Annotated in this window: 17 protein-coding genes; 12 read left to right on the forward strand and 5 right to left on the reverse strand. The window is 61.3% G+C overall.

Going from position 1 to position 20240, the window contains the following annotated elements:
* Window positions 1-160: 160 nt before the first annotated feature.
* Complete coding sequence (locus tag BFP90_RS21940; protein WP_065892775.1) at window positions 161-1471, reverse strand: MFS transporter; 1311 nt, start codon at window positions 1469-1471, stop codon at window positions 161-163.
* Between the two features lie 160 nt (window positions 1472-1631).
* Between BFP90_RS21940 and BFP90_RS21945 the strand changes: the two genes are divergently transcribed.
* Window positions 1632-2732 (forward strand): sugar diacid recognition domain-containing protein, encoded by a 1101-nt coding sequence (locus tag BFP90_RS21945; RefSeq protein ID WP_065897972.1) that lies wholly within the window; start codon window positions 1632-1634, stop codon window positions 2730-2732.
* A 97-nt stretch (window positions 2733-2829) separates the two neighbouring features.
* Complete coding sequence (locus BFP90_RS21950; RefSeq protein WP_065897973.1) at window positions 2830-3969, forward strand: glycerate kinase; 1140 nt, start codon at window positions 2830-2832, stop codon at window positions 3967-3969.
* Between the two features lie 8 nt (window positions 3970-3977).
* Here the strand turns inward: BFP90_RS21950 and BFP90_RS21955 are convergent, their stop codons facing one another.
* Window positions 3978-5423 carry an alpha/beta fold hydrolase gene (locus BFP90_RS21955; protein WP_176718063.1) on the reverse strand — a complete coding sequence of 482 codons (1446 nt, stop codon included), beginning with the start codon at window positions 5421-5423 and terminating at the stop codon, window positions 3978-3980.
* A gap of 362 nt (window positions 5424-5785) precedes the next feature.
* On the opposite strand from BFP90_RS21955, the gene BFP90_RS21960 reads away from it, so the two are divergent.
* Complete coding sequence (locus BFP90_RS21960) at window positions 5786-6298, forward strand: GNAT family N-acetyltransferase (protein WP_065892772.1); 513 nt, start codon at window positions 5786-5788, stop codon at window positions 6296-6298.
* On the opposite strand, the gene BFP90_RS21965 is transcribed toward BFP90_RS21960, so the two are convergent.
* The gene (locus tag BFP90_RS21965) at window positions 6295-6987 is read right to left on the reverse strand and encodes an aspartate/glutamate racemase family protein (protein WP_065897974.1); all 693 of its coding nucleotides are present in this window, start codon (window positions 6985-6987) and stop codon (window positions 6295-6297) included. The genes BFP90_RS21960 and BFP90_RS21965 overlap by 4 nt on opposite strands.
* A 277-nt stretch (window positions 6988-7264) precedes the next feature.
* Between BFP90_RS21965 and BFP90_RS21970 the strand changes: the two genes are divergently transcribed.
* The 4 genes from BFP90_RS21970 to BFP90_RS21985 all read left to right on the forward strand — a co-directional run bounded on the left by BFP90_RS21970 (window position 7265) and on the right by BFP90_RS21985 (window position 11452).
* Complete coding sequence (locus BFP90_RS21970) at window positions 7265-9484, forward strand: cytochrome P450 (protein ID WP_065897975.1); 2220 nt, start codon at window positions 7265-7267, stop codon at window positions 9482-9484.
* Window positions 9481-10278, forward strand: a complete 798-nt coding sequence (locus BFP90_RS21975; RefSeq protein WP_065892770.1) for a class I SAM-dependent methyltransferase — start codon at window positions 9481-9483, stop codon at window positions 10276-10278. The genes BFP90_RS21970 and BFP90_RS21975 overlap by 4 nt, the downstream gene beginning before the upstream one ends.
* Window positions 10279-10309: 31 nt before the next feature.
* Window positions 10310-10852 (forward strand): isopentenyl-diphosphate Delta-isomerase, encoded by a 543-nt coding sequence (gene idi, locus BFP90_RS27715; protein ID WP_083203301.1) that lies wholly within the window; start codon window positions 10310-10312, stop codon window positions 10850-10852.
* A gap of 105 nt (window positions 10853-10957) precedes the next feature.
* On the forward strand, window positions 10958-11452 hold the full coding sequence (locus tag BFP90_RS21985) for a hypothetical protein (RefSeq protein ID WP_065897977.1): 495 nt from the start codon (window positions 10958-10960) through the stop codon (window positions 11450-11452).
* Between the two features lie 82 nt (window positions 11453-11534).
* Here the strand turns inward: BFP90_RS21985 and BFP90_RS21990 are convergent, their stop codons facing one another.
* Together BFP90_RS21990 and BFP90_RS21995 are read right to left on the reverse strand one after the other, a co-directional pair.
* Window positions 11535-12935 carry a DUF1254 domain-containing protein gene (locus tag BFP90_RS21990; RefSeq protein ID WP_065897978.1) on the reverse strand — a complete coding sequence of 467 codons (1401 nt, stop codon included), beginning with the start codon at window positions 12933-12935 and terminating at the stop codon, window positions 11535-11537.
* 110 nt (window positions 12936-13045) lie between these two features.
* Window positions 13046-13405, reverse strand: a complete 360-nt coding sequence (locus BFP90_RS21995; protein WP_065892766.1) for a response regulator — start codon at window positions 13403-13405, stop codon at window positions 13046-13048.
* A gap of 238 nt (window positions 13406-13643) precedes the next feature.
* On the opposite strand from BFP90_RS21995, the gene BFP90_RS22000 reads away from it, so the two are divergent.
* The 5 genes from BFP90_RS22000 to BFP90_RS22020 all read left to right on the forward strand — a co-directional run bounded on the left by BFP90_RS22000 (window position 13644) and on the right by BFP90_RS22020 (window position 20211).
* Entirely contained in the window at window positions 13644-17141 is a 3498-nt protein-coding gene (locus tag BFP90_RS22000) for a response regulator (RefSeq protein ID WP_065897979.1), read from the forward strand.
* Complete coding sequence (locus tag BFP90_RS22005) at window positions 17142-17972, forward strand: CheR family methyltransferase (protein ID WP_170827544.1); 831 nt, start codon at window positions 17142-17144, stop codon at window positions 17970-17972.
* Window positions 17969-18568, forward strand: a complete 600-nt coding sequence (locus BFP90_RS22010; protein WP_065892764.1) for a chemotaxis protein CheB — start codon at window positions 17969-17971, stop codon at window positions 18566-18568. The genes BFP90_RS22005 and BFP90_RS22010 overlap by 4 nt, the downstream gene beginning before the upstream one ends.
* Complete coding sequence (locus BFP90_RS22015) at window positions 18562-19755, forward strand: hybrid sensor histidine kinase/response regulator (protein ID WP_065897980.1); 1194 nt, start codon at window positions 18562-18564, stop codon at window positions 19753-19755. The genes BFP90_RS22010 and BFP90_RS22015 overlap by 7 nt, the downstream gene beginning before the upstream one ends.
* Before the next feature lie 78 nt (window positions 19756-19833).
* A complete protein-coding gene (locus tag BFP90_RS22020; protein ID WP_017528049.1) occupies window positions 19834-20211 on the forward strand; it encodes a response regulator in 378 nt (125 codons plus the stop codon).
* The last annotated feature ends 29 nt before the right edge of the window (window positions 20212-20240 follow it).

The raw sequence follows: 20240 nt of genomic DNA on the forward strand, positions 1-20240 counted from the left end.
CTGCCGGGTTACCCACGGATTCAAGCCTGCGTTCGGCCAGCGTGGTTTAACGGGGCGCCTAAGATCAAGAGCAGATCAAGATCAAGAGCGGCTCGCTTCGCATCGTGGTTACGTTTGGGGGCTGCAGGGTTGTGTAGTACCTATGCCCCCATGGGGCGTTTTAAACCTTCAAGGTGCGCGTCATCCGTAACGCCAGCACGCTGCCGGCGACGATGACCGCCGCCAGCAGGTACAGCGCCATGTCCGTGGACCCTGTTGCATCTTTGACGAAGCCGACGATGTAGGGGCTCAGAAACCCGGCCATCTGGCCCATGGAGTTGATCAGTGCCAGCCCGCCGGCCGCGGCGCCCGCGCTGAGCATGGCGGTGGGCACCGGCCAGAACATCGGCAGGCCGGTGAGGGCGCCCATGGTGGCGATGGTCAGGCCGAGGATGGCGATCGCCGGAGTGGTGGCGAAGTTCACCGCGATGACCAGGCCAATCGCGCCCATCAGCATCGGTACCACCAGGTGCCAACGACGCTCTTTGCGCAGGTCGGCCGAGCGGCCCACCACCAACATGAATACGGCCGCCAGCAGGTACGGGATCGCACTGAGCCAGCCAATCACCAGGTTATCGCTGAACCCCAGGCTCTTGATGATCGATGGCAGCCAGAAGTTGATCGCATAGACGCCGCTCTGGATGCAGAAGTAGATCAGGCCGAACGCCCAGATCGCCGGGTTCTTGAAGACCTCGGCCAGGGAGTCGGTGGTGGTTTTCGGCTTGTTCGCCAGGTCGATGGCCTGGTCGGCTTCCAGCAGCGCGCGTTCGTGGGGCTTGAGCCACTTGGCGTTGGCGAAGCTGTCGCTGAGCAGGAAGTAGGCGAGGGCGCCGAGGATCACGGTGGGGATGCCTTGCAACAGGAACATCCACTGCCACCCGGCAAGGCCACCCTGGCCGGCCGCGAAGTGATTGAGAATCCAGCCGGAGAACGGGCTGCCGAGCAGGCCGGAAACCGGAATCGCCGACATGAACAGCGCCATGATCCGGCCACGGCGAAAGGTTGGAAACCACTGCGAGAGATACAGCACCACGCCGGGAAAGAAGCCCGCTTCGGCGGCACCGGTAAACAGGCGCAAGGTATAGAAATGCGTCGGCGTGGTCACGAACAGCAGGCATGTGGACAGGGTGCCCCACACGATCATCATCAGCGCGATCCAGCGCCTTGGCCCGAACCGGGTCAGCGCCAGGTTGCTCGGCACGCCACACAGCACGTAGCCGATAAAGAAAATCCCGGCACCCAGGCCGTACACGGTTTCACTGAATTTCAACGCGTCGAGCATCTGCAACTTGGCAAAGCCAACGTTGACCCGGTCAAGGTAGTTGAACAGGTAGCAGATAAAAATGAAGGGAATCAGGCGCAGGGTTACGCGCTTGTAGATGGCGTTTTTATCGTCATCGGTGGCCAGTGCTGCAGCGGCGCTCTGTGACATGGCGAGTCTCTCTTTATTATGATTTTTGGCGATGCGAGGGTAACGTTGATCGCTTGAACAGTCTCGGTGAGGCGATGGGCAACTGTCTTTGTGCTCGCGCACAGTCAAGCCCGCTTTGCGCTGTGCCGCTGACCAACCCGTTTCGAGGAAAATAGCCCCCATGTTCGAGCTGGATCATGAACTGGCCCAGGATATCGTCGATCGCACCATGGCGATCCTGCCCTACAACGTCAACGTGATGGACAACCAAGGCCTGATTCTCGGCAGCGGCGAGCCGGAGCGCATCAACACCCGTCACGAAGGCGCGCAACTGGTGCTGGCCAACGGGCGCGTGGTGGAAATCGACGGGCAGACCGCCAAACACCTCAAGGGCGTGTTGCCGGGCATCAACCTGCCGCTGATGCATGACCAGCGCCTGATCGGCGTACTGGGTATCACCGGCGAACCGGACGGGTTGCGCACCTACGCCGAACTGGTGCGCATGACCGCCGAAATGCTGGTCAGCCAGCGGCACCAGCAGGCCGAGCTGCAATGGCGACGCCAGCGCTGTGACGATCTGCTGGCCTTGCTGTTGGCCGACACGGGCGACTCGCCGCGCCTGGTCGACGAAGCGCAACAGTTGGGCCTCAAGCCACAACTGGCACGCACGCCGTACCTGTTCGAACTGGGCGCGGGGCAGTCGGCCGAGGCCTTGAGCGTCTGGCTGATGTCGCGTTATCCGGACAGCTGGTGCGTGAGCTCCGCGCAGTTTTCCCTGCTCTGGTGCCGTCCCGCCGCCCTGCAAGTCGACGACCCACGCCTGCTGGAAAAGCTCGACGGCCTGGGCTGGAATATCCTGCGGGTGGCCGTAGGCGGGCAGGCGCAAGGACTGGCCGGCCTGCGCCGCTGCTACCGCCGCGTCGGTGACTTGCTGGCCTACGGTCGCGATATCCTGCCCCACGCGCGCCTGTTGCTCCTCAACCGCTATCGCCTGCCGGTCATGCTCTGGCGCCACCGCAACGATGACGCCCTGGACGAACTGCTCAACCCGCTGCGCAAAGTCCTCGCCAGGGACAGCAACGGCCAACTGCTGGCCACGCTGCGCAGTTGGTGCGAGCACGACGGGCAAAGCCAGGCCTGCGCCGACGCCCTGGGCATTCACCGCAACAGCCTGCGCTACCGCATGGAAAGGATCGCCGAACTGAGCGGCGTCGACCCGCTGACTCTGGACGGCATGCTTGCGCTGTACCTGGGCGTGCAGTTGTTGCCCCAGGCTTTGTAAGAATGAACAACAAACCTCACCCGCACTTGTGCAGCGGACTGGCGTCAGCGGCGGTGCCAACTGTCAGCATGGGCGTTATAAAAAACGGAGAACGCCCATGAAAATCATCATCGCCCCCGACTCGTTCAAGGACAGCCTCAGTGCCGAACGGGTCGCCCAGGCCATTGCCGATGGCCTGGTTCAGGTCTGGCCTGACGCGCAGCTGGTGCAATGCCCGATGGCGGATGGCGGTGAAGGCACGGTCGCGGCAGTGCTCGCTGCGTGTAACGGCCAGCTGCGCAGCCACACCGTGCGCGGGCCGCTGGGCGCTGCGGTACAGGCGCACTGGGGATGGTTGGCCGACAGCCACACCGCGATCCTCGAAATGGCTGAGGCCAGCGGCCTGCAGCTGGTTGCACCGGGCCAGCGCGATGCGTGTTCCAGCAGCACCTATGGCACCGGCGAACTGATCCGCGCGGCCCTTGATCTGGGCGCCCGACGCATCATTCTGGCAATTGGTGGCAGTGCGACCAATGATGGCGGTGCGGGTGCGATGCAAGCGCTCGGGGTGCAGTTGTTCGATGCCCAGGATCAGCCGCTGGCACCTGGAGGCCTGGCGTTGGCAGGCCTGGCCCGCATCAGCCTGGAAAACCTCGATTCGCGTCTGGCTCAGTTGCGCGTTGAAATCGCCGCGGATGTAAATAACCCGTTGTGCGGGGCCCATGGCGCCTCGGCGATTTTCGGCCCGCAGAAAGGCGCCACTCCCGAGCAGGTTCAAAAGCTGGATGCCGCTCTCGGTCATTTTGCCGACCACTGCGCGCGAGTGCTGCCCGGAGACGTGCGCGACGAACCCGGCAGCGGCGCCGCCGGTGGCCTGGGGTTTGCCGCCAAGGCGTTTCTGGGTGCACAGTTTCGTGCCGGTGTTGAGGTGGTGGCCGAGTTGGTCGGGCTGGACGCCGCCGTGCGCGGTGCCGACCTGGTCATCACCGGCGAAGGCCGCTTCGACGCCCAGACCCTGCGCGGTAAAACCCCGTTTGGCGTGGCGCGTATCGCGCGCCATCACCAGGTCCCGGTGATCGTGATTGCCGGAACCCTGGGCGAAGGCTACGAGCAAATGTACGCCCACGGCGTGGATGCCGCGTTTGCGTTGCCATCGGCGCCGATGAGCCTGGAGCAGGCGTGCAGCGAGGCGCCGCGACTGTTGCGCGAGCGTGCGGCGGATATCGCCCGGCTTTGGCGCACAGCGCTGCGAGGCTGAACCCGGGATCAGGGTGATTCGTAGCAGATCGAGAAGCGGTCTGGTTTACGTCCATAGGCCAGGAAATCTCCGACATTCTTGTTCACGCACGCATTGGACCCGGAGGACGAAACGCCGTGTCGGTAGGCGCCCTTGAGCAGCGTCATGTGCGCGGCGGGCACGCTTCTGAACGCTTTGATGGCACCTGCTGCGGGCGTCTGATCGTCATATTCGGCCTGAACCATAAACAGACCGTCGACCTGCGCCAGCTTGCGCTGCGGCACCCCGTCAAGCGGTTGGCCGCGCCACTCGGCGCAATGCCTCGCCGGGAAGAAACTGCCGCCCACCGGATACTGAATGGCGTACTGGTTTTCCTGTTCGGTCCAGAATGCATCGTCTGCCGAGACTGAATCGTTGCATAACACTGTGCTACGCACAGACTGCCTGGGCGTAAGCTCCAGGGGGCCGAGCGCCAGACCATTCCACGGTGACGGGCGGCGAGTGACGTAGAGCAGGCGTATAAAGGCCTGTTTCGCCGCCGCATTGACGCCAGGGTCGGGGCTGAATCGATGGGCGCGGGCGTTGGCCAACAGCCTGGCGTCCGGCAGGCCTGGCGATTCACGCAGCCACTGACTGAGTACGCGGGCCGCCATCAGGTATTCGGGCGCGCTGTAGTACGCGTTGTCCGAGCGCAGCGCCACCCTGACCGGAGGCAACAGGTCGAGAAAAACCGCGCCTATTGCCTTCGGGGTGCTGCCCATCTGGTAGCGGTGCGGATCGTCGGCGGCGCGCCGGGCAACAAATCGCGCGAACACGCGTTCTTTTTCCGGCGCCTGAACCAACGAGGCGTCCTGGAAGGTGGCGGTCCAGTCCGTACTCGAGTCGAGTACCATGCGCCCGACCTGCTTTGGAAACAACCCGGCGTACCAGGCACCCAGCCATGTGCCGTAAGCGTTGCCGACGTAATTGAGCTGGGGTTCGTTGAGCAGCACACGTACCAGCTCTATGTCCCGCGCCGTCTGTTCGGTATTGATATAAGGCGCCAGGCGCTGGCCGGCGCAGCCCCGGGCCAGTACGCCGGCGTTATGCCGGATAGCCTCGATATTGGCCGGACTGCGATCTTCGGTGATGTCGTTTTGCGCAACGATTTCCTCGTCGGATCGGCACACCAGTTGCGATTGCGGGTCACTGCCCATCCCTCGCGGTGTAATTCCAATCACATCGTAGGTATTGAGCAGGTGCCGATAGGCCTCACCCTGTGGCTGATCGGCGTAGCCTTTCCATTGGGAAACCAGCAGCACAGTGAACCCGTCGGCCTCGGCCCCAGGCCCGCCCGGATGGGTGAATAGCGCACCTTCGCGCTCAGCGGGCAGCAGCGCGCCAACGCGGGTGACGTCCAGCTTGAGACTGCCGCGCGTGGGGTGCATGTGGTCCAGCGGCACGGTGGCGATGCCGCATTGCGTCCTGGCGACCACCTCCGGATCCAGCCCGCTGAAGGGCCGGCCGGCGCAGTCCGGTAGCCAGCGGATACCCCACTCAGGCGGTTGCTTTGTCGCACAGGCGCTGCCCCCCAATAGCACAGCGACAAAAAAGCAGGCTGATAGCGTTCGTTGTTTTATCAATTGGCAGACACTCGGGTGCGTGGTTGGACGCGCCGGAGTTTTGCAAGTAAAGCGTGCCGTGAATGTAGGACCGTATCGGTTGTTCGGTCAGCACCTTCCGATAGTACCCAGCCAGCCTGCGACCCGCCCTGGCACACGCAAGGTAAAGGGCTCGCCAGGACGACGACGTTGCTCCTACACTAATCGGCCACGTGTCTTTCAAAGGATGAAACACCATGCACACGCCTGACCTCCCTATCGTGATCCAGCGCTTCACCGAGGCCCACCTTGAGGGCGTCACGGCGCTCTACAACGAACCGGCGGTATGCCGCCAGGTGCTGCAGATGCCTTTCCAGTCGGTGGAAGCGTGGCGCAAACGCCTGGTGATGGATAACGAGCGCCGACTGCAATTGGTGGCGCTGCACGGCGGCGAAGTGATTGGCCAGTTGGGGTTGGAACAGTACCTGCGGGTGCGCCAGGCGCATGCGGGGTATTTCGGCATGGGCGTGGCGACGGCGTGGCAGGGCAGGGGCATCGGCTCGAAGCTGTTGACGGCCGCGCTGGACGTGGCCGACAACTGGATGAACCTGCACCGCGTAGAACTCACGGTGTTCGCCGACAACGAAGCGGCACACAACCTGTATCGTAAATTCGGCTTCGAGGTCGAAGGGCGTCTGCGCGACTACGCCCTGCGTGACGGTGTGTTCGTCGATACCCTGAGCATGGCGCGCCTGCGCAAGCCGGTTTAATCCTCCAGCGCAAACGCCACCGCAGCCCGCGCATGCAGCCCGGTGGTGTCCAGCAGCGGCAGGTCGCTGTGCTCGGGCTTGATCAGCAGGCTGATTTCCGTACAGCCAAGAATCACCGCCTGGGCGCCGCGCGCGGCCAGGGACTCGATCACCCGCTGGTAGACGGCGCGTGATGAGTCGCTGATTACCCCCACACATAACTCTTCATAAATGATCCGGTGCACGTCCTTGCGTTCATCCGCATCCGGCACCAGCACAGTCAGGCCCTGCGCGATCAGGCGGGCCTTGAGGAAGTCCTGTTCCATGGTGAATGCAGTGCCAAGCAAGCCCACGGTCAAGGTGCCGGCTTGCAGGGCCGCAGCCCCGGTCGCATCGGCGATATGCAGGAAGGGAATCGACACCGCCGCCTCAATACGTGGCGCCACCCGGTGCATGGTGTTGGTACACAACACCACACACTCGGCGCCGCCGGCCTGCAGACGGCGCGCGGCGTCTTCCAGGATCTGCGCGGCATCATCCCAGCGCCCGGCGTGCTGGGCCTGTTCCACCGGGCCGAAGTCCACGCTGTACATCAACAGCTGCGCCGAACGCAGCGGGCCAAGCCGGTCGCGTACTTGCTGGTTGATGATGCGGTAATACTCGGCACTGGACTCCCAGCTCATGCCGCCGATAAGGCCGATGGTGCGCATGCGATGCTCCGGACAGGGGAATGTCACGTCACCATACCCACCGAAAGTGGATTAGTCATAGGCAGTTGCCGACCAATTCACCGGAGCAGTTCAGTAAGGTTAAGTGGACTCACGCTCGCCTGTTGGAAGCGCCGATGTTTACGGGGAGGTCAGGTCTTTTTTCCTACCCCCTAGAGCTACCTTTGCCTGGGGGATAATTAGACAATCACTGCATCCTGGGTGGTTGGTTTTCGATAAGGTCCGACCTTATTGAACGTTCATCCAACAGGAGCCCATCATGGCACCGCCATACCGCGAGGGGGGCTCCGGCCCCAACCCGAGAGATCATCTACCGCCGCAGCTCCTCATCATTCCCGAGATTCAGTTTCCTTTCGCTGCACCGCCACCTCGCTCTGACCACGAACAATTACGTACCCAGGCCCTCGCCTGGGCGCAGCGACATGGTTTGATCGGTCGCCGTGGCGCGCATCGGTTGAGCACTACGGCGCTGCTCGATCTGGGCGTGGCGTTATGCGGCAGGGCGCCCACGCACCGCGCCGAGATCCTGGTGTGCTGGTACCTGTGGGCCCTGACGCTGGATGACCGTATCGATGATGGGCCCTGGGCGGAAAACGGAGCGCTGGAGCGTTTCATCACGTCGGTGCAGTCCTTGACCGAGAGCGACGCTCAATCAGGCGAAAACAGCCGATTCGAGGACCCGATGCTCGCGGTTCTGGTCGATGATCTTTGGCCTCGCACGCGCTGCTGGGGAGACGATCGTTGGCGGGGCAGGCTGGTGCGACATCTGATTCGGCATTTGCGCGCGCAGGCCACGCTCGTGCACGTGCGGGAGACCGACACGGCGCTCACCTTGACCCAATACCTGCCATTGCGCCGGGATTCGTTCGGCGCGCTGTTCTTCTTTGACCTTATCGACGCAGCCGAAACCCTCGACCCGTACGCGCCTGCCGCCCAGGCTCAAGCGTGGACCACCTTGCGCGAGCACGCTGCCGATCTCATTGCCTGGACAAACGACATTCATTCGATCGCCAAAGACGTGGTCTGCGGTGAGCGCTTCAACCTGGTGTCGATCCTTGCGAACGCCGGCGGCATGGAGTGGCCCGCCGCGCTGGAATCCGCCCATCAGATGGTGAACACGGCAGTGGCGCAGTTCACCGCAGTCGCCGCCCAGTGCGCAAAACCCGCGTCAGGTGCGGCGAATGACCCGGACCGGCTGCGCCAGGTTATCCGGGCGGCAGGCGACTGGCACCGCAGCGTCTCTCGCTATCACCTGCACGCCGACGATTGCGGGGTACGGAACAATCGGCAGGTCGACCTGGAACTTACCCCTCCAACGTTGAAATCCCGACAGTTCGAACTTGACCCCTACCCGTTGTATGAGCAGTTGCGTACCCGGCTGCCGATCGCTTACGACGAACCCACCGACGTGTGGCTGGTCAGCCGGCATGTGGATGTCAAAGCGGCCCTGACCCATCCGGACGTCAGCAACAATAATTACAACTGGCAGATCGGACCGCTGCTGGGCCACACCATTGTCACCATGGACGGCTGTGAACACGCCCAGCATCGCGCATTGCTCAGCCCCTCGTTTCGTGGCAAAGCCCTTGCAACGCTGCAAGCGTCCGTCATTTCGGTGACTACAGACTTGCTGGCACGCATGCGTGGCCGACCCCAAGTTGACCTGATTGCCGATTTCACCGCAGCACTGCCGGTACGGGTGATGGCGCACGCGTTGGGGCTCCCGGCGCAAACCCGCGAAGAGGTAGAGCGGCTGAAGCGGTGGTGTGCCATCGGCTTCGCCTACATGGGCAATTATCGACAGGACCCGGCGCTGCTGACCGGCGGGTTATCCAACCGAGACAGTTTCTACGACTTTATTCAGCCACACATCGACGCTCGCCGCGCGGAGCCCAAAGACGATCTGATCTCCCAGTTGCTGGCGGCACGGATTGATGGCCAGCCGTTGTCCGAGACGTTCGTGCGGGCTTACTGCGCGATCCTGATGACGGCGGGCAGCGTAACCAGTCACGGCGCCCTGGCCAACCTGATCGTCAACCTGCTGAGCGAACCTGGTGTCAAAGCAGCGGTGATCGCCAATCCAGGGCTGATGGATAATGCCCTGGCCGAAACCCTGCGCCGCAATCCGCCGTTGCAGCTCGTACTGCGCGAGGCCCGTGAATCACTGCAACTGCCCTCGGGAACGATCCCGGCAGGCGCCACGCTGGCTTGCCTGATTGGCTCGGCCAACCGTGATCCGGACCAATTCAGCAACCCGGACAGCTTCGACATGTCGCGCACCGAACAGGCGACCAGTCATTTCGCCTTCGGCGCGGGGCGCCACTTTTGTCTGGGTTCCATGCTGGCACGGATGGAAATCACCACCGGCGCCCGCATGCTGCTGCAAGCCTTCCCCAACGTACGCTGGACGCCGGGGTTCACGCCTGTCGAGTGCGGCTTCCTCAATCGCTGCCCGGATCGACTGGAGGTCGTACTGTGACCACGACTATCGACCTCGATGAGCACGGCTACAGCCGCAGCTATCTCGCTGACCAGCACGCCGGCCAGCTGGCACGCCTGCGCACGCTGGAGCGGGCGTTTGACCCCTTGAGCCAAGCGGTTTTTAATCAATTGGCGTTGCCTGACAAGCCTGCCATCCTCGATCTGGGCGCCGGTGCCGGATCGCTCGCCGCTTGGCTGAGCCGGCGATATCCCGGAGCGAACGTCACCGCCACGGACATCGATACCCGATTCCTTGCCGATATTCCGGGTATTGAGGTGCTCGCCCATAACGCCGCGACCGATGACTTCCCGCCCGCGTCCTTTGACGTGGTGCATGCTCGGGCGCTTCTGTGTCATCTCACCGAGCGTGAAGCGCTATTGACGCGAGCCATCACCTGGCTGCGCCCGGGTGGTTGGTTGGTGATAGAGGATGTGAGTCTTGAACCGAGCCTGAGAACTGCAAACCCGCTGTTTCGTAAAGTGGCCCAAGCCGGGATCACTCTCCTGGAGCGGTCCATTGGCTCCGATATGCTGTGGGCCACCCAACTCCCGTGCCGCCTGCGTGATCGGGGCCTTGCCAACGTGCGGCATCGCACCCTTGAAGGCCGTATAGGCGATAACAGCCCCGCCGATACGTTTTGGGCCTCTACCACGGCACAAGCCGGGCCGGCGCTGCTCAAGCTTGGGCTGCTGGAACAGGACGACCTGGATGGCATGGCCACTCTCCGTGCCGACCCCGCGTTCACCGAAGCTGCCTTGACCTTCGTCAGCGCGTGGGGACAAGTGCTCTAACCCGCAATGGCATACCACCAGGGAATACAAAATGGCCACTGATGTCGTGTTAGTCGATGCGCAAGATGTACAAACCGGGGTGTGCGACAAGCGCGAGGCCCATTTGGGAGTGGGCCGGCTTCATCGCGCGTTTTCGGTGCATTTGATCGACAGTCACGGGCGTCATCTGCTTCAGCGCCGTGCGCCGGGCAAAATGCTCTGGCCCGGTTTCTGGTCGAATGCTTGCTGCAGTCATCCCGCACAGGGTGAGTCGATCGTGGATGCGGGGTCTCGCCGTTTGCACGAAGAGTTGGGCGTCTGGTCTGCCTGTCGCGCGCTCTACCGTTTTGAGTACCACGCCAGCTTTGGTTCGATCGGTGCCGAGCACGAATTATGTCATGTGCTGGTGGCTCGGTCCGACACCGTGGTTTCACCTGTGCCTGAGGAGGTCAGCGAAACCATGTGGCTGACCCGAGACGAAATTTCAGCCCGGCTTGCTGAGCCGCACGCGCAATTTACCCCCTGGTTTCGAATGCAATGGCGTCGCCTTCTGGCGGAACATCCTTCGTTCGATACACCGTCACCTCACGTATGAGCTGCCTGCTGCCGAACCGACTGCAATCAGCTTTAACTCGTACGCCAGGCAGCCGTATCTGCGATGATCGGGCTTCGCAACCTGACTCACCCAAGGAGATCCGCAATGGACGATGTACAGCAACTGGGCGAGATGCTTCGTCGTTACGCCGAGAGCGAAACCCATAAAAAACAGCAATTCGATGTGCAGTCGGCGCGTTGGGCACACAAGCTGGGCGAGTTGTTCGAGCAAGTCGAACAGTGGCTGGAACCGGTCAAGAGCGCCGGTTTGCTCGAGGTGCATCGTGAAGTCTATGTCGCCAGTGGGCCGAGCGTGCCCGTGGAAACATCGACTTTCAAGACCGAGAAGTTGACTGTGTTGATCACCGGTAAAAGCGTGGAGTTCGTGCCGGAGGTGATGGGGACGGACGGATATATTCGCGTGGCGGTAATGGGCCTGACCGCTGCCCGGCACGGCAGCGTCTCCCTGGTATTGCCTGCGGACCAAAACGATTGGCTCTGGAAGAAGACCAATGGCCTGAAAGACCCGGACACCTTCACGTTCGACGCCAATTTCCTGGCGGCGCAGTTGCAGAGCCTGATCCCCCGCGAACGCGGCTGAGGGTGAGTCGCTCAAATAACCAGCTGGCGTGGCGGGAAGCGTAGGTCAATTGCCACCCGCCGTGCATGGATTCCCGGGAGGGCTACTTGAGCGGCGTCAACGGCGGCAACTGCCATTGGCCGCTGGTGACTTCGGGCTTGGGCAGGTAAATACGCAGCACCGCGAAGAACGGCCCGGTCGGAGCGGGCAGCCAGTTGCTCTGTTCGGCCTTCGGTGGCTCATGATGCTGCAGGGCCAGGGTCAGGCCGCCGTCGGCGTCCAGCTTCAGACCGGGCAGCATGCGTGAGTTGATCAGGTAACGTTTCTTGTGGTTCGGCACCAGCAACTTGGTCTTGGCGTCGTACATGGTCAGCGACCAGAACGCATCGGCCGGCGGCAGCTGGTCCTTGGCAAAATGCACGGTGTAACTGCGACGTGCGCCGTTGGCCGGCTTGCCTTCGCTGTCATCGAACCAGGTGAAGTAAGCGGCTTCATCGGTGGAGTTGCCGAACATCCCCAGGTTGGCGCCGGCATACCGGTACAGGTAATTGTTGTTCAGCCGGTCACGGCTGCCGTACAGCTCGCCGCTGGCGACTTGATGGGTATCAATCTTGTCTTTCTTGAACGTGGCGAACTCGGCCTTGCCATCGGCAATCCCGTCCTCCAATGCTTTGCGTTGTTCGGCGCTCAGTTGGTTCAGCTTGAAAGGCGCGCCGGGGGCGATGCCGATTGTGGCGAAGCGCGCCAGCAGGTCTTTTTCACTGTCCTGGGGCGCAGCGAAGGCCAGCATGAAGTTCAAGTAGCGGAACAACTGCGGGCTGTCGCTCATGCTCGCCATCGGCTTGGGCCACTCGATCTTCGGCACCTTGGCCGGGGCCGCTTGTTTCACATAGCTGCTCAGCGGCTGCACTTTATAGCCGTTCTGGATTTGCCTGACCTTGCCCAGGTCTTTTTCATCGAACAGCTGCGTGCGATACAAGGCGTAGGCGATATTGCTTTCGCTGTAGACCACGCGGTCGATATCGACGGGCTGCTGACCCTTCCAGTCAGGCCCCGCGATCATGTAGTGACCGCCGTTGTTGCCGGTGCTGCGCGTGCCCAGGTAGGCGATGTTCTGGGTATAGAGGTCGAGCAACTGCACCGAGTAGTAGCGGTTGTCTTCGACCTTGGGCAGGGTCAGCACCTGGGGTTCCTGGCGCAGATCCATCCAGACGAAGGAGTAGGGCGTGTCCGCGTTCGGGGTTGTGAACGCGGTGTCCTTGGGGGTGAACACCTGCGCGCTATTGCCGATACGATTGAACGGCGCCTTGAAATTGGCCCCGCCTTTGTCCACGGCCTGGGTGTAGAGCGTCTTGTACATCTCAACCACAGGGTAGCCGTACAAGTAGGCTTGCTTGGCAATGGCCCGGGCTTCGGCAGGGGTGGCCGTAAAGTCGGCCCAGGCGCCGGTGCTCAGCAGTATCGAGAGGCTCGCCAACACCAGGCGCGCAGGTTGTCCAATCATGTTGTTGCGTCCTTCCAGGGTTCTTTTGACTGACGGGGAGATGCAGGCGCTGAGTTTCCTGTTTTCTTTCCCGGACGTCACGTTAAAACCTGCAAAAGGACACTGGATATTCAGGGCAGCATCGATTTGACTTTATCGCGCAACTGGTCGATCGAGAACGGCTTGCCAATCACCTGCATGCCGGCGGGCACATCGATGTTCTCGGCATAGCCGCTGGCGAACAGGATGGGCAGGGTGGGGCGCAGTTCGCGTACCCTGGCCGCCAGTTGCTTGCCGTCCATATCGGGCAGGCCGACGTCGGTCATCATCAGGGAGATCACTTGAGCCGTGTCTTTCACGATCAACAGGGCCGCCTCGGCGTCAGCAGCCTCAAGCACCGTGAACTCCAACTCCTCAAGCACATCGACGATCAGCATGCGCACGATAGCGTCGTCTTCGACAACAAGGATGGTGGAGGCATTTGCGGACATAAAAAGGCTTTCCCAAAAAAAGACGAGTGTTTAACGCTGGCCATTCTCACAGGCCTGTACTTGAGTAAGCGCGGGCTATCCACAAGTTCCCAGGGCGTTAAAACAATGCAGTACAAAAGACCAGGCAGAATAGCCTGTTCTGCTGTAGGAATCTGTACAAAAACGTCCCAGAAAAATGGTCTTGATCGTCACTTTGGGGCAAACTCCCGGTTTTTCCGCACTTGGCCAAGGCATGCCCATGACTCCCGCGTCGTCAGTTGATGAAAAGAGCTTCAGTAAACTCCTGAGCCGTAACGTGGCCCTGCCATTGAGTGTGGGCGTGCTCAGCGCGGTGTTTTTCGTGTGCCTGATCACCTATTTACTGTCGGTGATCCAGTGGGTGGAGCACACCGACCGGGTCATCAACAACCTCAATGAGTCGTCCAAACTGACGGTCGACCTGGAAACCGGCATGCGCGGCTTCCTGATTACGGGTGACGAGCATTTCCTCGATCCTTATGAAGTGGCCAAGCCGCGGATCATTGCCGACCTGCGCAATTTGCAGGAGCTGGTGGCCGACAACCCGCAGCAGGTCGACCGCCTCAAGCGCCTGGAAGCCCTGCAGGCCGAATGGAACAACTACGCGCAGTCGATGATTGAACTGCAGCGCAGCAGTGGCGATTTCCGTGGTGCCGTCAAGGCGGGCCGGGGCAAGCGCCTGACCGACGAGATTCGCAAGGAATATGAAGACGCGGTATCGATGGAACAACAGTTCCGTATCTCCCGTAACGAGGAAGTGACCCGCACCACGGTGCTCAGCGTCACGCTGTACCTGGCGTTCGTACTCGGCCTCAGTGGTTTCCTGGCGTACATTGGCAGAAAGAATTTACTAGCGCTTTCAAGTAGCTACAGCGCAAACCTCGCGTCCCAACAGAAGATTGCCAAACGCCTGGAGCAGCAGGCCTGGCTGCGCAATGGCCAAACCGAACTGGCCGAACAGGTGCTCGGCCAACTGACCTTGAACCTGCTGGGCCGCAACATCCTGCAGTTCTTCGCTCAATACATGGGCTCAGCCGTGGGGGCGTTGTATGTGCGCGAAGAGCACGGTGGCCTGCGGCGGGTCGCCACCTACGGCTTCTCCCGCGAACAGGCGCAGCTGGAACAGTCGATCTACAGCGACGAAGGCATCGTAGGGCAGGCCGCCCAGCTCGATCGCCTGATCCGCCTGGACGACGTACCGGTGGACTACTTCAAGGTCAGCTCGGGGCTGGGCGAGGGCACCACCCGCAGCGTACTGGTGGTGCCGACCAGCGACGACGACCGCGTCAACGGCGTGATCGAACTGGGCTTCCTGCGCCCGTTGGAAGAACGCGACGTCGAGCTGCTGGAGCTGATCGCCGACAATATCGGCACGTCCATCGAAGCAGCGCGTTATCGCCAGCGTTTGCAGGAAGTCCTTGCCGAGACCCAGCAGCTCAACGAAGAGCTGCAAGTGCAGCAGGAAGAACTCAAGACCGCCAACGAAGAGTTGGAGGAACAATCACGCATCCTCAAGGAGTCCCAGGCGCACCTGGAAACACAGCAGGCGGAGCTTGAGCAGACCAACGAACAGTTGGCCGAACAGACCCAGACCCTGGCCGAACAGCGCGACGCCATGGACCGCAAGAACGTCGAACTCAACCGGGTCCAGCTGGAACTGGAAGACCGCGCCGACGAACTGCAACGCTCCAGCAAATACAAGTCCGAATTCCTGGCCAACATGTCCCACGAGCTGCGCACGCCGCTGAACAGTTCGCTGATCCTGGCCAAGTTGCTGGCCGAGAACCCCCAGGAAAACCTCAGTACTGAACAGGTCAAGTTTGCCGAGTCGATCTATTCGGCCGGCAATGACCTGCTCAACCTGATCAACGACATTCTCGACATTTCCAAGGTAGAAGCCGGCAAGTTGGAAGTGCGTCCGGAAAATTCCAGCGTCGAGCGCCTGGTGGACGGCCTGCGCGGCATGTTCGAACCGCTGGCCAGGGATCGCAAGCTGGGCTTCCAGATCGATGTGCAGGCAGGTTCACCGACCCTGCTGTTCACCGACCGCCAGCGTCTGGAGCAGATTCTCAAGAACCTGCTGTCCAACGCCATCAAGTTCACTGAACAGGGCCAGGTCAGCCTGTCGGTATCCCGGGCGCCGGGGGAGGGCATCGCCTTTACCGTGCGCGATTCAGGGATAGGTATCGCCCAGGATCAACAGGAAAGCATCTTCGAAGCCTTCCGCCAGGCCGATGGCACCACCAATCGGCGTTACGGCGGCACCGGCCTGGGACTGTCCATTTCCCGTGACCTGGCAACCTTGCTGGGTGGCTACATCAGCGTGACCAGCGAACCGGGCAAGGGCAGCATTTTTACCCTGGTATTGCCGGAACAGTACGTCGAACGCGGCGAAGATGCCGCGCCGATCGAAGCCCCACGCCAAGCCGTGGCGGTACCGGCGCCTGTGCCCGTCAAGGTTGCGTCGCTGCCGGCGGCCGATGCCGAACCGATCCCGCGCTTTGCCGATGACCGCGACAAAGCGCCATTCACCACCCGCACCATCCTGGTGGTGGAAGATGAGCCGAATTTCGCGCGCATCCTCTTCGACCTGGCCCACGAGCTGGGCTACAACTGCCTGGTCGCTCACGGTGCCGACGAAGGCTACAGCCTCGCGGAAGAATTCATCCCCGACGCGATCCTGCTGGACATGCGTCTGCCGGATCATTCCGGCTTGACCGTGCTGCAGCGTCTGAAGGAGCACGCCAATACCCGGCACATTCCGGTGCATGTGATCTCCGTGGAAGACCGTGTCGAAGCCGCCATGCACATGGGCGCCATCGGTTACGCGGTCAAACCCACTACCCGGGAAGAGCTCAAGGACGTGTTCGCGCGCCTGGAAGCCAAGCTGACGCAAAAGGTCAAGCGCGTACTGCTGGTGGAAGACGACGACCTGCAACGTGACAGCATCGCCCGCCTGATCGGCGACGATGACATTGAAATCACCGATGTCGGTTACGCCCAGGCGGCGCTGGACCTGCTGCGCACCAACGTCTACGACTGCATGATCATCGACCTCAAGCTGCCGGACATGCTCGGTAACGAGCTGCTCAAGCGCATGGCCACCGAGGATATCTGCTCGTTCCCGCCGGTGATCGTGTATACCGGGCGCAACCTGACACGCGACGAAGAAGCCGAGCTGCGCAAGTATTCGCGCTCGATCATCATCAAGGGCGCGCGGTCCCCGGAGCGCCTGCTCGATGAGGTCACACTCTTTCTGCACAAAGTCGAATCCCAGCTGTCCCATGACCGCCAGAAGATGCTCAAAACCGCGCGCAGCCGTGACAAAGTGTTCGAAGGGCGCAAGATCCTGCTGGTGGACGACGATGTGCGCAATATCTTTGCCCTGACCAGTGCCCTGGAGCATAAAGGCGCCGTGGTAGTGATCGGGCGCAATGGTCGTGAAGCCATCGACAAGCTCAATGAGGTCGATGATATCGACCTGGTACTGATGGATGTGATGATGCCGGAGATGGATGGCTACGAAGCGACCGCGCTGATCCGTCAGGACCCGCGCTGGAAAAAGCTGCCGATTATTGCCGTCACCGCCAAGGCCATGAAAGATGACCAGGAGCGTTGCCTGGCGGCAGGTTCCAACGATTACCTGGCCAAACCGATTGATCTGGACCGTCTGTTCTCGTTGATTCGCGTGTGGTTACCCAAGATGGAACGCATTTAAGTGGAGCGAAGTTTCTTGGACAAAAGCAGCGACATCGAGCTGCGCCTGTTGATCGAGGCGATTTACCTCAAGTACAGCTACGACTTTCGCGACTATTCCGGTGCGTCGGTCAAGCGGCGCGTGGCCCATGCCTTGCGCCAGTTCGACTGTGCGACCATTTCCGCGCTGCAGGAGCGCGTGCTGCACGATCCGGCGGCGTTCATGCAATTGCTGCAGTTCCTGACTATCCCGGTGAGCGAGATGTTTCGCGACCCGTCGCACTTTCTGGCGATTCGCCGGGAAGTCGTGCCGTTGCTCAAGACCTATCCGTCGATCAAGATCTGGATCGCCGGCTGCAGCACCGGCGAGGAGGTGTACTCCATGGCGATCCTGCTGCGCGAGGAAGGCTTGCTCGAGCGCACCATCATCTACGCCACCGACATCAACCCGGCCTCGCTGGACAAAGCCAAGCAGGGCATCTTCTCCCTGGAGAACGTGCGCGCCTACACCGCCAACTATCAGCAGGCCGGTGGCCAGCGCTCATTTGCCGACTACTACACCGCAGCTTACGATAATGCGATCTTCGACAAGACCTTGCGCGAGAACGTCACGTTCGCCGACCACAGCCTGGCGACCGACAGTGTATTCTCAGAAACTCAATTAATTTCATGCCGCAACGTACTGATTTATTTCAATAAAAATTTGCAAGACAGGGCGTTTGGGTTGTTTCATGAGTCACTGTGTCATCGCGGCTTTCTGGTGTTGGGCAGCAAGGAAACCCTGGATTTTTCAGCCTACAGCAAGCAATTCGAACCCTTGGTCAAACAGGAACGGATCTACCGCAAATCATGAGCGATGCCGCCAGCCCCCCGATTCACGGGATTGAAGCCATCGTCGTCGGCGCTTCCGCCGGCGGCGTGGAGGCGTTGCTGAGTATTTTTGGCGGGTTGCCGGACACGTTCGGCCTGCCGATCATTGCAGTGCTGCACCTGCCGGATGAACGTCGCAGCCAGTTGGCCGAAGTCTTCGCGCGGCGCTTGCGCATTCCGGTGAAGGAGGCGCGGGACAAGGAGTCGATCGAGGCGGGTACCCTGTATTTCGCCGGTCCCGGCTATCATTTGTCGGTGGAGCAGGACCGCAGTCTGTCGCTGAGTCAGGAGGACCGCGTGCACCATTCCCGGCCGGCCATCGATTTTCTCTTCACCTCGGCCGCCGATGCCTACGCAAAAGGCCTGCTCGCGATCCTGCTGACCGGCGCCAACCAGGACGGCGCGCGCGGGTTGGCTTATGTCAAGCAATCGGGCGGCACGACCGTTGTACAAGACCCCGTCGAGGCCCGGATTGCCGTGATGCCCCTGGCCGCGCTGGCGCTGCACACACCCGACCATATTCTTTCCTTGAGCCGCATTGGCTCACTGCTGGCTTCCCTGGAACCTTCCCCATGTTAAGTACTGTCCAGGCCAAACTGCTGATCGTCGACGATCTGCCGGAAAACCTGCTGGCCCTCGAAGCGCTGATCAAGCGTGAAGACCGCCAGGTATTCAAGGCATTGAGTGCCGACGAAGCATTGTCCCTGTTGCTGGAACATGAATTCGCCATGGCGATCCTCGACGTGCAGATGCCTGGCATGAACGGTTTCGAACTGGCCGAACTGATGCGCGGCACCGAAAAGACCAAGAACATCCCGATTGTGTTTGTCAGTGCCGCCGGCCGCGAACTCAATTACGCCTTCAAGGGTTATGAAAGCGGCGCGGTGGATTTCCTGCACAAGCCGCTGGATATCCACGCGGTGAAAAGCAAGGTCAACGTATTCGTTGACCTGTATCGCCAGAGCAAGGCGATGAAGCTGCAGGTCGAAGCCCTGGAGCGCAGCCGCCGCGAGCAGGAGCTGCTGCTCACGCGCCTGCAGGCCACCCAGGCCGAGCTGGAGCAGGCAGTGCGCATGCGCGATGACTTCATGTCGATCGTCGCCCACGAAGTGCGTACGCCACTGAACGGGCTGATCCTGGAAACCCAGCTGCGCAAGATGCACCTGGCCCGGGACAACGCGGCGGCCTTTACGCTGGACAAGATGCACGCAATGGTCGACCGCGATGAGCGCCAGATCAAGAGCCTGATCCGCCTGATCGAAGACATGCTCGATGTGTCGCGCATCCGCACCGGCAAACTGTCGATACGCCCGGCGCGCTTCGACCTGGCGCAACTGGTGCGCAACTTGGTGCATAACTTCGAGCCGCAGGTCGCCGCCGCCGAATCGTCGATGCAATTGCTGGCTGACGAGCCGGTCGAGGGCCATTGGGATGAGTTTCGCATCGAGCAGGTCGTCACCAACCTGCTGACCAATGCCTTGCGCTACGGCGCCAAGAGCCCGATCGAAGTGCGGGTGTATGCAGAACATGGCGAGGCCTGCGTGGAAGTGCGCGACCATGGCATCGGCATCAGCGAGGACAACCAGAAGCGCATTTTCCAGCAATTCGAGCGGGTTTCCGTCAGCCATGCGGCGGCCGGCCTGGGCCTGGGGCTGTTCATCTCCGAACAGATCGTCGCGGCCCATGGTGGCACCATCGAGGTTGAAAGCCAGATAGGCGAGGGCGCGTTGTTTCGGGTCTGTCTGCCACTGCAGGCAACGGCATGAAATCAATCGTCAGCTCGACGCAACCTCTACGTGACCCCATGGTCGTAACACCAGCTACCGACTGGACGAAGGCTTCCCATGAGTGAAGATGCACAAGATGTCGTACTGATCGTCGAAGACGACGAATCCATTATGTTTGTGCTGGGTGAATACCTGGCCGGCCTGGGTTATCGGGTATTGAAGGCCGTCAATGGCAAAGAAGCCTTTGAAATTCTCGCCACCAAACCGCACCTGGACCTGATGGTCACGGATTACCGCCTGCCCGGTGGCATTTCCGGCGTGCAGATCGCCGAGCCGGCGCTCAAGGTGAGGCCGGAATTGAAAGTGATCTTTATCAGTGGCTATCCGCAGGAAATCCTCGACTGCAACAGCCCGATTACCCGCAATGCGCCGATTCTGGCCAAGCCGTTCGACCTGGATACGTTGCAGGAGCATATCCAGCGGTTATTGGCGTGAAAGATATGGCGCCAAGTTCAGGCACCGCG

The sequence above is a fragment of the Pseudomonas sp. 24 E 13 genome (assembly GCF_900004715.1).
Classification (GTDB): domain Bacteria; phylum Pseudomonadota; class Gammaproteobacteria; order Pseudomonadales; family Pseudomonadaceae; genus Aquipseudomonas; species Aquipseudomonas orientalis_A.

Excerpts from the sequence above, each read along its gene's own strand:
- BFP90_RS22010 (WP_065892764.1), top strand. The coding sequence starts at position 17,969 with ATGAGCGATGCCGCCAGCCCCCCGATTCACGGGATTGAAGCCATCGTC.
- BFP90_RS22015 (WP_065897980.1), top strand. The coding sequence starts at position 18,562 with ATGTTAAGTACTGTCCAGGCCAAACTGCTGATCGTCGACGATCTGCCG.
- BFP90_RS21970 (WP_065897975.1), top strand. The coding sequence starts at position 7,265 with ATGGCACCGCCATACCGCGAGGGGGGCTCCGGCCCCAACCCGAGAGAT.
- BFP90_RS21940 (WP_065892775.1), bottom strand. The coding sequence starts at position 1,471 with ATGTCACAGAGCGCCGCTGCAGCACTGGCCACCGATGACGATAAAAAC.
- BFP90_RS21965 (WP_065897974.1), bottom strand. The coding sequence starts at position 6,987 with ATGCGCACCATCGGCCTTATCGGCGGCATGAGCTGGGAGTCCAGTGCC.
- BFP90_RS21995 (WP_065892766.1), bottom strand. The coding sequence starts at position 13,405 with ATGTCCGCAAATGCCTCCACCATCCTTGTTGTCGAAGACGACGCTATC.
- BFP90_RS21950 (WP_065897973.1), top strand. The coding sequence starts at position 2,830 with ATGAAAATCATCATCGCCCCCGACTCGTTCAAGGACAGCCTCAGTGCC.
- BFP90_RS22000 (WP_065897979.1), top strand. The coding sequence starts at position 13,644 with ATGACTCCCGCGTCGTCAGTTGATGAAAAGAGCTTCAGTAAACTCCTG.
- BFP90_RS21990 (WP_065897978.1), bottom strand. The coding sequence starts at position 12,935 with ATGATTGGACAACCTGCGCGCCTGGTGTTGGCGAGCCTCTCGATACTG.
- idi (WP_083203301.1), top strand. The coding sequence starts at position 10,310 with ATGGCCACTGATGTCGTGTTAGTCGATGCGCAAGATGTACAAACCGGG.
- BFP90_RS21960 (WP_065892772.1), top strand. The coding sequence starts at position 5,786 with ATGCACACGCCTGACCTCCCTATCGTGATCCAGCGCTTCACCGAGGCC.
- BFP90_RS21945 (WP_065897972.1), top strand. The coding sequence starts at position 1,632 with ATGTTCGAGCTGGATCATGAACTGGCCCAGGATATCGTCGATCGCACC.
- BFP90_RS22020 (WP_017528049.1), top strand. The coding sequence starts at position 19,834 with ATGAGTGAAGATGCACAAGATGTCGTACTGATCGTCGAAGACGACGAA.
- BFP90_RS21985 (WP_065897977.1), top strand. The coding sequence starts at position 10,958 with ATGGACGATGTACAGCAACTGGGCGAGATGCTTCGTCGTTACGCCGAG.